General features: G+C 68.3%; 13 protein-coding genes. 7 read left to right on the top strand and 6 right to left on the bottom strand.

The features are described 5' to 3' along the window. Positions 1–73: 73 nt before the first annotated feature. Positions 74–934, bottom strand: coding sequence for a DJ-1/PfpI family protein (locus tag F0U63_RS05085; protein ID WP_395844258.1), 861 nt, complete (start codon positions 932–934; stop codon positions 74–76). Positions 935–1481: 547 nt separating this feature from the next. On the opposite strand from F0U63_RS05085, the gene F0U63_RS05080 reads away from it, so the two are divergent. Further along, positions 1482–2768 (top strand): hypothetical protein, encoded by a 1287-nt coding sequence (locus tag F0U63_RS05080; RefSeq protein WP_395844256.1) that lies wholly within the window; start codon positions 1482–1484, stop codon positions 2766–2768. A gap of 18 nt (positions 2769–2786) precedes the next feature. Beyond that, on the top strand, positions 2787–3920 hold the full coding sequence (locus F0U63_RS05075; RefSeq protein WP_395844254.1) for a tetratricopeptide repeat protein: 1134 nt from the start codon (positions 2787–2789) through the stop codon (positions 3918–3920). A 669-nt stretch (positions 3921–4589) separates the two neighbouring features. Here the strand turns inward: F0U63_RS05075 and F0U63_RS05070 are convergent. Further along, positions 4590–6011, bottom strand: a complete 1422-nt coding sequence (locus F0U63_RS05070; RefSeq protein ID WP_395844252.1) for a PLP-dependent aminotransferase family protein — start codon at positions 6009–6011, stop codon at positions 4590–4592. A 102-nt stretch (positions 6012–6113) separates the two neighbouring features. Between F0U63_RS05070 and F0U63_RS05065 the strand changes: the two genes are divergently transcribed. Then, entirely contained in the window at positions 6114–7601 is a 1488-nt protein-coding gene (locus F0U63_RS05065) for a pyridoxal phosphate-dependent decarboxylase family protein (RefSeq protein WP_395844250.1), read from the top strand. Here the strand turns inward: F0U63_RS05065 and F0U63_RS05060 are convergent. After that, the gene (locus tag F0U63_RS05060) at positions 7576–7821 is read right to left on the bottom strand and encodes a hypothetical protein (RefSeq protein ID WP_395844248.1); all 246 of its coding nucleotides are present in this window, start codon (positions 7819–7821) and stop codon (positions 7576–7578) included. The two genes, F0U63_RS05065 and F0U63_RS05060, sit on opposite strands and share 26 nt — an antisense overlap. 70 nt (positions 7822–7891) lie before the next feature. After that, positions 7892–8794 (bottom strand): LysR substrate-binding domain-containing protein, encoded by a 903-nt coding sequence (locus F0U63_RS05055; RefSeq protein WP_395844246.1) that lies wholly within the window; start codon positions 8792–8794, stop codon positions 7892–7894. Between the two features lie 76 nt (positions 8795–8870). Here F0U63_RS05055 and F0U63_RS05050 point away from each other — a divergent pair, with 76 nt between their 5' ends. Together F0U63_RS05050 and F0U63_RS05045 are read left to right on the top strand one after the other, a co-directional pair. Beyond that, entirely contained in the window at positions 8871–9785 is a 915-nt protein-coding gene (locus tag F0U63_RS05050; RefSeq protein ID WP_395844244.1) for an SDR family oxidoreductase, read from the top strand. Positions 9786–9815: 30 nt separating this feature from the next. Next, on the top strand, positions 9816–10181 hold the full coding sequence (locus F0U63_RS05045) for a hypothetical protein (RefSeq protein WP_395844242.1): 366 nt from the start codon (positions 9816–9818) through the stop codon (positions 10179–10181). Here the strand turns inward: F0U63_RS05045 and F0U63_RS05040 are convergent. Beyond that, complete coding sequence (locus tag F0U63_RS05040; protein WP_395848317.1) at positions 10178–10786, bottom strand: FAD-dependent monooxygenase; 609 nt, start codon at positions 10784–10786, stop codon at positions 10178–10180. The genes F0U63_RS05045 and F0U63_RS05040 overlap by 4 nt on opposite strands. A 284-nt stretch (positions 10787–11070) precedes the next feature. Then, positions 11071–12201 carry an oxidoreductase gene (locus F0U63_RS05035; protein WP_395844240.1) on the bottom strand — a complete coding sequence of 377 codons (1131 nt, stop codon included), beginning with the start codon at positions 12199–12201 and terminating at the stop codon, positions 11071–11073. Between the two features lie 148 nt (positions 12202–12349). On the opposite strand from F0U63_RS05035, the gene F0U63_RS05030 reads away from it, so the two are divergent. Together F0U63_RS05030 and F0U63_RS05025 are read left to right on the top strand one after the other, a co-directional pair. Further along, the gene (locus F0U63_RS05030) at positions 12350–13324 is read left to right on the top strand and encodes an AraC family transcriptional regulator (RefSeq protein ID WP_395844238.1); all 975 of its coding nucleotides are present in this window, start codon (positions 12350–12352) and stop codon (positions 13322–13324) included. Positions 13325–13662: 338 nt separating this feature from the next. Next, positions 13663–15375, top strand: coding sequence for a transposase (locus F0U63_RS05025; protein ID WP_395844236.1), 1713 nt, complete (start codon positions 13663–13665; stop codon positions 15373–15375). Positions 15376–15493: the final 118 nt, after the last annotated feature.

Raw genomic sequence — 15493 nt, 5'->3', positions numbered from 1 at the left:
AGGTGGACGTCAGGGAAACCAGACCAGCCCCGAGCCGCTGTCAGCTCGGCTCGCACCTTCAAAGGGCGCGCATTCACCGTACGAAAGACTTTGGATCCTTCCGGAACGCCTTCCGGCAGCCCTCCGAGCAGAACAGGTGGTGCTGCCCTTCATGATCGAGTGTCAGGGCGCGCTTCGGGTCTACTTCCATATCGCAGACCGGGCACAGCGGCTTCTCCGCCGTGGACACAGGCCGCGTCGCGAAGGCCGCGTTGCTCGCGGGATCCTTCCAGCCCAGCCCCTGGTATTCGAGCTGGGTGGCGGTCGCTTCGGCCACCGTGCGCCCGAACGTGCGATCCACCACGTGCAACGCCAGATCGATGCCCGAGGTGAGTCCACCAGCGGTCGCGACCCGGCCAGAGTCCACGAAGCGGGCGCCACGCTTGACGTCGACTGCCGGGTAGCTGGATGCGAGCATGCCCAGTGCCGAATGATGCGTGGTGACCTGCTTGCCGTCGAGGAGCCCCGCCGCCGCGAGCACGAAGGCACCGGTGCACACGGACATGGTCAACTCGGTGTGGGCGCTGACCTTCTTGAGCCAGGCGAGCACCGCGGGCGAGGGCTCCGCCCCAAGGGCCGGGACGACGACCACGTCGGGCATGGGCGCATTGCCAAAGCTGAAATCGGGCAACACCGTGAGCCCCCCCGAGACCTTCAGGGGCTGCTTCACCTCCGCCACGGTGAACAGCTTGTACGCCGGGCCCGAACTGCCGGGCACGTCCACATACTGGAAGACACCCCACGGGCCCGCGAAGTCGACCACCTCCGCGCCTGCCGCGAGCACGAAGGCGACAGAGACAGGGAGTTTTGGCCGCTGCTGGGCGGCGGTGGGCTCGGCGGCGATCGCGGCAGTGGCCAGGCACAGGGCTGGGATCAAGGCATGAAGTCGTTGCATGGGTCTACATCCTACTGGCCTCGGCCATGGACCCTCTTGCGTCTTATTGCCACAGTCCGTACGCGCAAGGGGCGGCCGCGGCCACGCCAGTGCGCTCGCGGCGGTACATCGGTGCCCGCGAGAGCGATTGTGGAGCACCTGGGGTTGCCCACGGCGAGTGCGCACCTGGCCCCTGCGCGAGGGCCGCCCCAGAGCGCGGGGTGTTGAAGCTCACGCCGCCACAGCCAGCCATGACAGCCAGGCACCTGCCGCGCCCCTCCTGGCAAGGCGGCTGGGGGAGGCGTGTACCCCACAGTGGCTGCGCGGCCTCTCCACCGGCTTGGCACACTGCCCACATCTCCCCCTCTGCGCTCCTCCTCGGCCCTCCTCCTGCCCCACGCCGTCCCGCCTCCCCCGCGGTCTCGAAAACTCGAAAGATGGGACTCGAGTGCTGGCACGGTAAAAATATATTTCCAAGCAACTCGGCCGAGCACGAGGAGGATAACTCCGGTAACGCATCTGGCGATTCCCGCCTCGCCGCCCCTCTCTCCCGGATTCCTAGAGACCCATGACTGGAACCATTCGGAGTGGACCCCCCCTCCCCGCGACCCCCGCGCTCACCCGCGCCCGGTCCGCACCAGAGCTCCGGAACACCGCCACCGGTCCGCGGACCCCCGCCCGCTCCCAGTCGCTGCCGCCCCAGAGTGCCCCCCAGCCCAAGGACGCGTCCTCCGAGTCCAACAGGCCCGCGGAGATCCCGGCCCGCGCCGCCCCCGAGAAGCCCGCGGTCCAGGACAACTCCAAGCTGCCCGTGGATCAGCGGTTGACGGCCGCGGCCCTCGACTCGGTGGGCAATCCCTACTCCATCCTCCTCGACACGCCGAACAACAGCGGCCCGCTCGAGTTCAAGGGAGATCGGCTCACGCTGATGGACCACGACGTCCTGGTCGCCCCGATGGGCGAGTACAAGATGGCGCTCGATCCCAGCGGCACCAAGAAGAAGACCTACGGGGTAGGAAGCGCCTCGCAGCCCATCCCCGGCAGGATGGAGTTCAAAGGAACCGGGGCGGGAGCCACGCACACCCAGGGCGATGGGACCCCGGGCATCCACCACCAGCAGGTCAACGGGTACGCCAGCCTCGCCCGGGTGCGTCACGAGCAGACGCACCAGCACGGCAAGCTCAGCGCGAAGACGACGCTGGATGCCGCGCCCTTCCATGCCGAGGGCTCCGCCAGCCTGCGGCTGAACACGAACAAGGGACAGAAGCAGGCCATCGCCTATGTCGGGGGCAAGGCCCTGGTCGGCGCGCACGCGACGGCCGTGGGGCACGTGGGCACCAAGCACGCCAGCGTCGTCGGCCGGGCGGATCTCCGGGCCGGCGCCTTCCTCGAGGGCGAGACCGGTGTCGTGATGGATCGACAGCGCGGGGATTTCTTCGTCCAGGCGCGCGTGGTGAGCCTCGCCGGAATCGAGGCCAAGAGTCAGGCCCAGGCCCAGCTCGGGCCGTTCATCGCCTACGGGGGTATTTCGGCGAAGGCGGGCGTGGGGTATGAGTTCGGCGTGGGCGCGGGCATGAAGGATGGCGTGATCAAGGCGCAGGCCAACATGGGCGCCGCGTTCGCCGTGGGAGGCACGTCGTTCGCGGGCGTGGGCTTCGACACGAACTGGGTGCGTCAGCGCAAACAGGAGCATCGGCTGAGGAAGCAGGAGCGCCAGCAGGCGAGGTTGGACGGAGAGCCGCGTCCTCGGCGCATGCCACACTGGGCGCGCAGCCGCCGCTCCGAGGCGAGCGCCCAGCAGCCCGCCACCACCGCCCAGAAGCCCGCGGAACAGTCCGCACCCGGGCCGACGTGAGAGCGGAGAGACAAGACCATGGACTCCCTGAGCAAGCTGCTGGCGATGGGGCGGATTGAGGAGGCCTCGGAGCAGGCCAAGAAGCGTCTTCAGCAGGACCCCGGCGACGCGCGGGCCCTGTTGGCCCTGGCCAAGATCGCCCTGGTGCGAGGCGGGCTCGAGGAGGCCGAGGCCCTGCTCAACCGCGCCGCTTCCAAGGCGCCCGCCCAGGACGTGACGCTCCTGCGCGCGGGCCTGGCGGGCATCAAGGGCGATTGGGACGCCGCGCGCGGACTCTACGAGTCCCTCACCCGTCAGCCCCAGGCTCCCGCCGAGGCGTGGTACGGCCTGGGCATGGCGTTCGCCGCGCGCAAGGAGCTGCAGGCGGCGTGCGAAGCGCTGGAGCAGGCCGTGGAGCTCAACCCCGACCAGCCCTCCTTCCGCTTCGAGTTGGGGCGGGCGCTCACGCTCCTCGACCGGCCGCGCGCGGCGGTGTACCACCTCGTGCAGGGAGTGCGGATCGACCCCCGGGACGAACGCGGCTTCCGCGTGATCGCCGACATCCTGAGCCCGCGCCACCCCGTCCTGGCGCGGCGGGTGCTGGAGCTGGGCCTGCGCCAGGTGCCCGGCTCCGCCTTGCTGCGCGAGGCGCTCGCCCCCCCAGGTGCGCCCGCGGACGCAGCGGGCGCCAGCACGGAGGAGGAAGCACTCATCCAGCAGGTCAACGGGCTGCTCGACAACAAGCAGTACCGCGAGGCGCGCAAGCTGCTGCGCGAGGCGTCCGAGAAGGGCCTGCGCTCGGCGGGGCTCAAGCTGCTGGAGGCCGACACGTGCGAGGCGCTCTTCCCGCCGGACATCGCCGGGGCCGCGCGCGCCTACGAGGACGCCGTCGAGCTGGCGCCCAGGGAGTGGGTGACCCACAGCAACCTGGGCCTGTTCATCCTGCGCCAGGGCGGCATGCACGAGGTGTCGCGCGCCATCCAGGTGCTGGAGGAGGCCCGGCGCCTGGACCCCACTCGCCCCGAGCCCGCGCTCAACCTGGCGCTGGCCTACCACAAGGGCGGCCGCGACACCGAGGCGGCGGACCTGGCCCGGCGGCTCGTGCACGATCTGCCTGCCGCGCACCCGCTCGCCGTCCAGGCCCGGCAGCTCGCCGAGTCCCTGGCGGGCTAGGCCAGCCGAAGCGGCTCCCGTCAGGGGCGGCCACCGCCGAGGCCGAGAAGCCGGGCTTCGGCGCGGCTCCCCCTGGAACTAGCGTGGCAGGAAGGCCGCGTGGCCGTCGTGACTGGTATGGTCCTCGTTGGGGCTATTGCCCCCGCGCATCCCATCGGCGCCATAGGACTGCAGGAAGGGCCGCTCCCTCAAGCAGGGGCGGAGCCGGGGCTGGAGGAGGAGAGCCCCGCCTTTGCCGCGACGGTGGAGGAGCGGAGGAAGGAGCCCACACCCCGTTTGGACCAGGCCGGGCTGCTGCGCGGGACGTTCACCCTGGAGGTGTTCGCGTGCTTGAAATGGGGGCCGTGTGGAGGGTGAGGGCTGGAGCGCAGGTGCCGAGGAGGACCGCTGACAGGGGCCGCCCGAGCAGTGCCTCCTCTCGGCCCCTCTGCACCCTCTCTCCCCCTCAACAGGGCCCCCATCCCTCTTATGCGCCAAGTAGTAATGAGAGGCGTGTCCTCCAAAAGTAATGGAGCTGAGAGACCCCGCGCAGTGCGTGGGCCGCCCACCGTGGAGGCTCGAAGGCCCCCGTGAGTGAAATACCCGGGCTCGCGGATGAAACACCGTGAGACACTTCCGCGGACACCTGCTCGCCAGTGAGGGGGTCAAAAAATTCGTTCTTCGACACCTTCACGCGCCTGTCCGCTGGAGCGCCGTCGCCAGCTCGGCCAACCGGCTCAGCCCCCGCTCGAGCGGTGCGGTCCAACGGTTTCCGCAGTTGAGCCGGATGTAGTTCCGATACCCGCCGCTGGCGGAGAAGAGAACGCCCGGGGAGATGGAGATGCCCTCCTCCAGCGCCCGGCGGTACAGCTCCACGGAATCCACTCGCTTCGGCAACTCGACCCAGAGCACGAAGCCCCCTCGGGGCTGGGTGAGCCGCGTGCCCTCGGGGAAGCTGGACAGGATCAAGCGCGAGAACCGCTCCATCTGCAGCGAACAGTGCAGCCGGAGATCCCCGAGGTGCCGTTCGTATTCCCTCGAGGCCAGGTAGCTCGCCATCACGTGTTGCGCGAGCGAGCCACACCCCATCGTCGAGGAGAGCTGAAGCGCCTTCACCTTCTCGAGGTACCGGCCCGGCGCGAGCCACCCCACCCGGAGTCCCGGCGAGACGGTCTTGGAGAAGGAGGAGCAGGTCAGCACGCACCCCTGCGTGTCGAACGCCTTCAGCGGCTTGGGGCGGCTCCCCTGGAACGACAGCTCCGCATAGATGTCGTCCTCGATGAGCGGGACGTCGTACCGGGAGAAGAGCTCGACGAGCGCGGCCTTTTTCTCGTCGCTCATCAGCGCCCCCATGGGGTTGCTGAAGTTGGGGATGAAGAGGCCCGCCGAGATGTCGAACTTCCGGAGTGCCTCCTCCACTCGCTCCAGGGCGACGCCATCGGTCGAGTGCGCGGGCACTTCGACGACCCGGAGCTGGAGCTGCTGGAGCGCCTGGAGGATACCGAAGTACTGGGGTGACTCGATGAGGACCGTGTCCCCCGGCGAGCAGGTCGACCGCAGCGCCAGCCCGAGGGCCTCCATCGCGCCGTTGGTCGCGACGAGCTCGGAGGGCTCCACGAAGCAGCCAGACCTCTCGAGCCGGCGAGAGATCTGCCGGCGGTACTCGAAGTGGCCCGGAGGCAACTCGTACGTGCCCACCAGACGCGGCTGTTCCCGGACCACGCGGCGCGTGAACCGGTTGAGGGATTCACAGGGGTAGAGCTCCGCCGCGAGGCACGCGGCGCCCAGCTGGATCCACCCCTGTTCCCTCGCCGACTCGAAGACGCTCGAGACCATCTCCGGAACGGAGACCTCCTTCGGGAGGGACAGATGCAGTCTCGGCGTCGTGACTCCGGACGGCGTGCGCGGGCCCAGCACGTAGAAACCGGACTGCGGCCTGGCGACGATGAGGCCCCTGTCCTCGAGGAGCTCGAACGCGCGGACCACGGTGTTCAGTCCCACCTTCTTGAGGCGGCTCATCTCGCGGACGGAGTCGAGCCGTTCCCCGGGCCCGACCAGGCCACTGGAGATCTGCACTTCGAGCTCGGCGGCCAGACGCTCGTATTTCTTCATGGCGCTCCGAACTGTATCTCACGAAACCCGGATTTCTGCCTCTGTATCTCTCACGAGGGTGCCACTACCTTGCCCGCGGATGTGAGCCCCTCGGGAGACAACATGAACCTGGACTTCGATCTGCAACGCTTCCGCCGGCTGCTGGAGCTCTCCAGCGAGCAGGTGCTCTCGCTGTACGGGTCACTCGGCGAGAGAAAGGTCACCCACGCCAGTAGCCCCCAACTGATTGCAGACAGGTTCTCCGGGCCGCTCCCCGCCGAGGGACGCGAGCCCGAGGAGCTCCTCGCGCGAGATATCCCGTTCATCATCGGGCACTCGACGCTCAACATCAGCCCGAGGTTCTTCGCCTACGTGATGTCCGGAGGCAGCCAGGTCGGAATCCTCGCCGAGCTCCTCGGCGCCGCGCTGAACGTGAACCATGCGAAGTGGCACCTCGCCTCCGCGGCAGCGGAGATCGAACGCGCGGTCATCCGGTGGTTGTCGGAGTTCATCGGCTACCGCGCCGACGCGGGGGGCGCGCTGGTGAGCGGAGGCAGCGAAGCGAACCTGTACTGCCTCCGTGTCGCGAGGGACGAGAAAGCGCCGGGCGTGCGCGAGGACGGGTGCCGCTCCGCTCGTCCCCTGACGCTCTACGCGTCGACCGAGACACACTCCTGCATCACAAAGTCCGTGGAGATGCTCGGGATTGGCAGCCGGCACCTGCGGAAGATCCCGGTCGATTCCCGCTTCCGGGTCGATGTGCGAAAGCTGGAGGAACACATCACCCAGGACCTGAAGGCGGGCCTGCAGCCCTTCTGCATCATCGGCAACGCGGGGACCGTCAACTCCGGGGCGGTGGACGACCTCGACACGCTGGCGGACGTGGCCTCGCGGTGCGGGCTCTGGTTCCACGTGGATGGTGCCTATGGGGCCGCCGCGGCGGCAGTGGACCCCACGAGCGAGATGTTCCGGGGGCTCGAGAGAGCGGACTCGGTCGCCCTGGATCCCCACAAATGGCTCCAGGTGCCGTTCGAGGCCGGCTGTGCACTGGTCAGGGACTGGGCCAGCATCCGACGCTCATTCAGCTACGCCGCGCCCTACCTGCGAGCGAAGAGCGACAGCGCGGAGAAATGGGATTGGATGGGCCACACGTTCCAACTGTCACGCGGCTTCCGCGCGCTCAAGGTCTGGATGCAGTTCCAGGTCTATGGAAGCCGGAAGCTCAAGGCGGTGATCGAGGAGAACGTGTTGCTCATGCGGCGACTCGGGGCGGAGATCGACCGGGCACACGACTTCGAGCGGATGGCGCCGGTGCCACTGTCCATCGTGTGCTTCCGATACGTCCCCGCCCATGGGCCCTCGTTGACCGACGACGAGCTGGACCGGCTGAATGACCGGCTCCTCGAGGAGTGCGAACGGCGCGGAGAGTTCTTCCTGACCGGAACGAAACTGAACGGTCGCACGGCCCTTCGGGCGTGCCTCATCAACCACCGCACGACCGAGGCCGAGACACTGGGCCTGCTCGCCCACCTCCGCACCCTGGGGGAAGAACTCACGGGCGCCCCAGGGCCGGAGCGAGGTGCGGTCAGTCGTTCCGGTTCTGCGCGGTGATGTCACCCGGGAGCGGGGTGTCGCGGTTCGAGCCCAACCTCAACCGCGCCATGGCATCCCCCATCCAGTTGGGGGCGTCCGAGTACTGCGTCAGGGCATTGGCGACGTCACCCGGGTTCTTCATGGCGATGTGGGCCGCTGGACCGCCGAAGGCGGTGAAGCCAGGCCGCAGGAAGAGGAGCGCCACCTCCTTCAAATCCACTCCACGGGCATCTGACACAGGGGCTCTCCTTACGCACCTTGGGTTGCGTTCACCGGGGCCCGGACGCGGACGGCCGCGCTCCGGGGCCTCATCGGGCGTGCACGAGTTCGCTGACGGCGGACGACAGCAATTCAACCAACCAGGTCATCACGGCGCGCACGCGGCGTGGCACCGAGCGCCCATGCGTGTGCAGCAGGGTGATGGGCACCGGCCGGGCGCTGAACTCCGGCAGGATCTCCACGAGCTTGCTCTCGTGCCGCTCCAGCATGGGACGCGGCACCTGCACGATTCCCAGGCCCGCGATGCACGCCGCCTCGTACACGTCGAAGTTGTCGACGGTCACCAGGCTGCGCATCGGCAGCTCCTGGTACGTCTCGCCGTCGAAGTATTCGAAGCCCGGGGCCGGGTCCATGGCGTAATGGACGACGAAGTGGTTGCGCAGATCGTCCAACGTGCGCGGAACCCCATGCTCGCGCAGGTACGAGGGGCTCGCGCAGTTCATCATCTGCGCCTCGCCAATGCGGCGCCCGACGAGCCCCGGCTCATTGACCGGACCCACCCGCAGCACGAGATCGAACCCCTCACGCGCCGCCGCCACGAGCCGGTCGCTCGCGGAGATATCCAACTGGAGCTGCGGATGGCGCGCGAGCAGCTCGGGCACCCGGGGAATGATGAAATCGCGCGCGATGAGGACGGGGACTTCCACGCGCACCCGTCCCCGCAGCGCACGGCTCGTGTGAAAGAGCGCCGCGACCTCCTCGGCCTCCGCGAGCAGGCCATGGGCCCGCTTCAGGAGTTGTTCTCCCTCGGGGGTGGGGCGCACGACGCGGGTCGAGCGCTGGAGGAGTTGCGTGCCCAGCTCCGCCTCGAGCTTCTGCACGTGCGCGGACGCGCGGGCCTTGGGCATGCCAAGCTGGTGGGCGGCTTGCGTGAAGCTGTTCAGCTCCGCCACCCGGACGAAGACCTTCAGGGCATCGAGGTCGAGGCTCATTGTCTCGTTCTACCAGACAGTGTGTCGGCGGTCTCCTGGTTTACCGGCACCCGCGCGACTCGTTAAACAAAGACGCATGAGCCAGTGGACCACTTCCGACATGCCTTCGCAGCAGGGCCGTTCAGCCGTCATCACCGGGACCGGAGGCCTCGGACTCGAGGACGCCCTCGCCCTCGCCCGGACGGGCGGTGAGATCATCATCGCGGGCCGCAACCCGCAGAAGGGCGCGGAGGCCCTCGCGAGGGTCCGCTCCGAAGTCCCCTCCGCGAACGTCCGGTTCGAGCAGGTCGACCTCGCCTGCCTCCAGTCCATCGCCGACTTCGCCGCGCGGCTGAAGGCCCAGCGCGGGAGTCTCGATCTGTTGATCAACAACGCCGCGGTGATGACCCCGCCGGACCGGCAGGCCACGACGGATGGCTTCGAGTTGCAGTTCGGCACCAACTACCTCGGCCACTTCGCCCTGACGGCCCACCTCCTGCCGCTCCTGCGCAAGGGGACGAACCCGCGTGTCGTCACCCTGTCGAGCGTCGCCGCGCGGGCCGGCGCCATCGACTTCGACGATCTGCACTCGATGCGGGACTACCAGCCGATGCGGGCCTATGGCCAATCGAAGCTCGCCTGTCTGCTGTTTGCCTTCGAGTTGCAGCGGCGCAGCGAGGCGAACCAGTGGGGCGTCTCCAGCATCGCCGCGCACCCCGGCGTCTCGCGCACGGACCTGTTGCACAACGCTCCGGGGCGCTGGAGCGCCGCCGGCATGATGCGGACGTTCATGTGGTTCCTGTTCCAGCCCGCGGCCCAGGGGGCGCTCCCCACGCTCTTCGCCGCGACGTCGCCCGAGGCGAAGGCCGGCGCCTACTACGGCCCCGACAAGATGATGGAAGTCCGTGGTCATCCCACGCTGGCGAAGGTGCCGCCGCAAGCGGAGGACAAAACGGCCGCCGAACGTCTCTGGCGCGTGTCCGAGGAACTCACCCGCGTCGCCTTCCACTGAGCGCCCTCCAGGCTTCCCGCGGGGCACGCCATGCACAAATACCTCGTCTACGCGGCATACGGCTTTTTGACCTTCACCGGAGTGATGCACTTCGCCATCGACGTCGTGTCCCAGCACCTGCGGGGCAAACACGCCCCCGGCACCGAGACGACGCTCTACTACGGCCTCCACTCGGCGTTCGCGCTCGGGCAGTTCGTGTTCGGTCTGCTCGGGCTCTGGCTCGCGGGGCGATCATTGGAGATGCTCAAGGAGCTGCCCGTCGTGACGGTGTCCGTGCTCGCCGCCGCCGGGTGGCTCGCCATCGCGGTCCTCTTCATCGAGTACTGGCAGCCCAAGCTCAACGCGTCCCTCTTCTTCGTCCTGATCGTGGCCGCGACGCTGGCCGGGCGTCGCTAGGCACCCGCGAGGGGCGTCCCGAACCAGCGCTCGAGGGCCGGGCGCAGACCGCCCGGCCGGCCGGCCCATGCGACACAGCCGTCGGGACGCAGCAACATCGGCCTCGCCCCGGGCGCCCGCACCACGCGCACCCGAGACGCCCACGGCACCGCCTGCTCCGAGGCCTCTCCGCTTCCGTCGACCAGCAGTCCGCGGCCCTCGTGCAGCAGCGCATACAGACGTGTGGCCGCGCCCTCCACGGTCAACCCGGCGTCGGCGACGAGGCGCCCGACGAGCGGGTCATCATCGCCGAGCTCGTAGCGCGTGGTGATGCCGCTGATCATCTCGCCGAAGTAACGATTGACGTCGGGATGGGCGCTCATCAACTCGGCCACGATCTGGCGCATCGCGGAGGACTGGGGGTCGGGGCGCATGAGGGTGAGCTGGGCGCGCGTGTTGTCGAGCACTCGCGCCGCCACCGGATGGCGCTCCTCGGTATAGGTGTCCAGCAGCCCATCCGAGGCCTCTCCACGGAGCGTGGCGCGGAGCTTCCAGCCGAGGTTGACCGCGTCGAGCAGGCCGAGGTTCAGCCCCTGGCCTCCGAACGGGGGCGAGGGCCGCCCCAGAGCGCGTGGTGTTGAAGCTCAAGCCGCCACAGCCAGCCATGACAGCCAGGCACCTGCCGCGCCCCTCCTGGCAAGGCGGCTGGGGGAGGCGTGTACCCCACAGTGGCTGCGCGGCCTCTCCACCGGCTTGGCACACTGCCCACATCTCCCCCTCTGCGCTCGTCCTCGGCCCTCCTCCGCCTCTCTGCTCCAGCCCTCCCCCTCCACACGGCCTCTCTCCTGCCTATACGCCAGGCCGTCCCGCTTTTTCGTCTTCGCGGATGTCGCCCCACTGAGTCCAAGTCTCAAGTCGTGGGCAGCGTACCGCCGTCGATGACGTAGTCGGCGCCGTGGATGGACGCCGCACGGTCGGAGGCGAGGAATGCGATCAGCTCCGCGGCCTCTTCGGGTCGGCCGGGGCGGCCGATGGGAATGCCGCCGAGCATGTCGATTATTGCCTGGCGGGCGGCAGCGTCGTCGATCCCACGGCTCTGGGCAAGGCTTCGAATGAAGTCCTTCGTGGCCAACGTTTCGATGAAGCCGGGCGACACCGTGTTGACGCGCACGCCCTTGGGACCGAGCTCGCTGGCGAGTCCCTTGCTGTAAGTCCGCATCGCCGCCTTGGCGGCCGCGTAGGCGAGCGTCGAGTCGGTCAGCGGCAGGCGATGCTGGATCGAAGAGACGTGAAGCACCACGCCCTTGCCACGCTCGAGCATTCCGGGCACCAGCGCCCGGTCGAAACGGACGGCCGACATGAGGTTCAGCTGCAGGGAATTCTCCCAATCGTCCTCCGACAACGCCGCGAACCCGCCGCTGGGCGCGTCCGAGCCGCCGACGCAGTTCACGAGCACATCAACGCCACCCCATTCGGCGAGGAGCTTGTCGGCCACGTGTTTCACGCCGCCCAGGGTGCTCACGTCTGCTTGAATGAAGAGGGTCGGCCGATGCCCGTCTTTCGGCACCGATCGCCCGGTCGTGGCGACCTCGCCGCCGCCGGCCATCAGCCGGCGGACGATCGCCTCGCCGATGCCTTTCGTGCCGCCGGTGACGAGGACACGCTTGCCGCGAAATTCACGCTCGTCGATTCCGAAGGCGGCGTCTGGCTTGATCGATGTGATGTTCAACGAGGTGATGAGCGCGCCGGACACGGTGAACTCGTTCCGCAGGTGGGCGACGCCGCCGGGGAAGTCGCCGGTCAGCCGGGTGCGGATGACGACGGTCTGGCCGTCGATTGACGCGCCGAGCGGCTCGACCGTGAGCCGGAATTTCGCGAAGACGTCGCCATACAACTGCCGGATCGCGCTGACGCCGCGGTACTCATGCCCTTGGTCACGGACGACCGCATCCGGCGAAAAGCACTCCGCGAGTTTCTTGCTGTCTCTTGCCTGCTCCGCGGCCAGATAGTCATTGATCGCGCGGGGGATTTCGATGTTCATACAGTCTCCGGTTCTTGGTCCGATGGATCGTTGATTTCCAGCAATGGATATGTTTCAACGATGAATGTAGATTAGACCGGGCGTTCTGGAGTATCCATGCTCAACAGGCCGGTTCTTTGGTCCGAAACGCCAGGCGCATGGAGGTTTTGTGGACGTTCTTGCTGAAGTCATGTCGCTCCTCCGCACGCAGGGCCAGCTCTACGGCCGCTTGGAGTTGTCCGCGCCGTTTGGGTTGAAGTTCCCCGGGAACAAAGGAATCTGCCTCATCGTGACGCGCGGTTCGTGCCTGCTGATCGTCGACGGCCGCGAACCGATTCCGCTCGTCGGCGGGGATTTCGTTTTCCTGCCTTCGCCGAAGACGTACACGCTGGTGAGCGGGCCGCGGGAGCCGGTCCGGCCGGCGACCGACGTCGTGTCACCCGAGACGTTTCATCGAACGCGTCTCTTCTCGCACGGCGGGAAGGGCACTCCCGTGTCGGTGATCGCCGGCTGCTTCACGTTCGAGTCGCCGGAGAGCGAGATGCTGGTCAAGCACCTGCCCGCGATCGTGCATCTGCCGGCGTCGTCGCACGAGTCGCCGTGGTTCGGCGCGACGCTTCAACACCTCGCGGCCGAGACGATGGGCAACCAGCCCGGCTCGGCGGCGATCGTCGACCGCCTGGCGGAGGTGCTGTTCGTTCAGGCGATGCGCAGCCAGATCCATTCGATGATCGGCAGCGGCAGCCCGAGCTGGTTGCGCGCGATCGCCGACCCGCAAATCGGCGAGGCGCTGCGGCTGATGCACGCCGAGCCGGCGCGCAACTGGACGGTGCCGGCGCTTGCTGAAGGCGTCTCGATGTCGCGGTCGGCGTTTGCCGAGCGATTTCGCAAGCTCGTTGGCGAGACGCCGCTGGATCACCTGACGCGGTGGCGAATGGTCCGCGCCGCCGCCATGCTGCGCGAGCGTCGGCCGATCAAGATGGCGGCGGTCGCGAACGCCGTGGGGTACGAGTCGGAAAGTTCGTTCGGCAAGGTCTTCAAGCGAGTCATGAACGTCTCGCCGGGCGGCTACCGGCTTTGTCATCATCAGGGCGCGGAGACCGATTCGGAGTCGAATCCACCTTCGCCGGAGTTTTTGAGTTGATGAGCGAACCGCTCCCTCAAGCAGGGGCGGAGCCGGGGTTGGAGGAGGAGAGCCCCGCCTTTGCCGCGACGGTGGAGGAGCGGAGGAAGGAGCCCACACCCCGTTTGGACTGGGATGCTCCACGCCTCCTCGTTAGGAGTGGGTTCGACTCAAGGCGGCGGGCAAACTCTATTGGAAGCGGCGGGAATCGAACCCGCCGCTTAGCGCTCCCAGAGTGAGCCTGGCGGAGTCTTGTGGGAGCCTGGCGGTAGCGTGTGCCCTGGCGAGGTGTGGCTGGGGAGGGGCTGGTGGGGGCGCACGGGTGGGAGTACCGGCAGAGGCGGCCGGAGGGGACAGTGTTGTATGCGGCGGTGAGGGACAACCTTGCCACGCTGCTGGCGGAGGCGAGCGAGCTGGGGCGCGGCCTGCCCCAGTACGTGGAGCGGGACTTCGCCCGGTACCTGGAGTGCGGAGTGCTGGCGCACGGCTTCGCGCGGGTGCGCTGTGAGAGTTGTCAGGACGAACTTCTCGTCGCCTTCTCGTGCAAGGGACGAGGGGTGTGCCCGTCCTGCAATGCGAAGCGGGCGCATGTGACGGCGGCGCACCTGGTGGAGCGGGTGCTGCCGCACGTGCCTTATCGACAGTGGACGCTGTCCTTTCCGCACCGGGTGCGGTGGGTGCTGCTGAAGGATGCGGGACTGCTCTCGGACGTCCTCACCGTCGTCCTGCGCGCGGTGTTCGCCTTGCAGCGCCGGAGGGCACGGCGGCAGGGCCTGCGGGGTGCGCAGGCAGGGGCCGTGTCTTTCATCCAGTTCTTCGGTTCGGCCTTGCAGGTGACTCCGCACTTCCACTCGCTGGTGCCGGATGGCGTCTTCGTGCCGAGAGAGGGCGGCGTGCACTTCGAGGGGTTGGCGCCACCCACACAAGGCGAAGTGGAGCGGCTGCTGAAGGTGGTGCGGCACCGGGTGTTGCGGCTGTTGGAGAAAAGAGGGGCCCTGCCCGCGCAAGGGCCCGAGGACGCGCTGCAGGCGTACCAGGCGCACTCGCTGCAGCAGCGGCTGCGCTGGACGGAGGTGGACGTGCGGCCCCCTCCCCGAAAGCAACCCCAGTGCGCCGTCCTGGAGGGCTTCTCCCTGAATGCCAACACGCACCTTCACGCCAACGACAGGCAGGGCCTGGAGCGGCTGTGCCGCTACGGGGCGCGCGGTGCGCTGGCGCTGGAGCGTTTGTCACGAGCGGAGGACGGCCGCATCGCCTACCGAATGAAGCGCCCGCTGCCAGACGGCACCACGCACCTGCTCTTCACCGGGCTGGAACTGTTACGGCGTGTGGCGTCCCTGGTGCCTCCGCCTCGGGCGAACCTCACGAGGTTTCATGGCGTCTTCGCTCCGGGCGCCAAGCTCCGTCCATTTCTGCTCCCTCAAGCGGGGACGGAGGCGGGCCCACAGAAGGAGAGCCTCTGCCTGGCCGCGACGGTGGAGGAGCCGAGGAAGCAGAGGACGGCGCGGGTGGATGGGGCCGGGCTGCTGAAAAGGACGTTCGCACTAGACGGGCTTCGCCTGTCCGCGGTGCGGAGGCAGGCGAAAGGTGCTGGCGGATGTGACGGCCCCCGCTGGGGTGCGCTCGATAGTGGAGCACCTGGGACTTCCCACGCAGGCTCTGAAGCGGGCCCCGGCCCGGGGACCACCCCAGCGGGCGTGGTGCTGAACCTGGCGCAGCCGCTGTCCACACGCCCCAACTCCCCTGCCTCTCTCCTCAAGCGAGGGCGGCCAGGGCAGGGGTGTGCCCCAAGGGGTTGCACCGCCCCGTGTCCTGGCGCGGCGCGCGGCCTTGCTCGCCCCGGCAGCGGCCCTTCTCGGCCTCTCCGCTCCAGCCCTCACCCTCCACATGGCTTCTATCCCGCCTATACGCCGAGGCGCGATAGAGGGTGGCGGCTCAGCACAACCTGCCGCCGCAGCGTCACTTCTGCGGCGGCAGGCTCTCTCGCAAGTTTACTTGCCGAATGGAAGGCGCGCAGCTGGGCCGAGCGCCTCTGGGGCTGGGCCGCGAGCTTGTTGCCGACCCAGCTCTGAACCGCAGCATGCCCGATAGGCATGCTAGTCCCTACCAACAAGTAGTGTTCCGGGATTTTCTTCCGTACGAGACTCTCACCCAAGGCAGATCACTTGGCCCTCTGCTGGCCTCCCCATG

The sequence above is a fragment of the Cystobacter fuscus genome, assembly GCF_044360685.1.
GTDB lineage: Bacteria > Myxococcota > Myxococcia > Myxococcales > Myxococcaceae > Cystobacter > Cystobacter fuscus_C.
The sequence above is the reverse complement of the archived record's forward strand: the minus strand, read 5'-3'. Positions and strand labels throughout refer to the sequence as shown.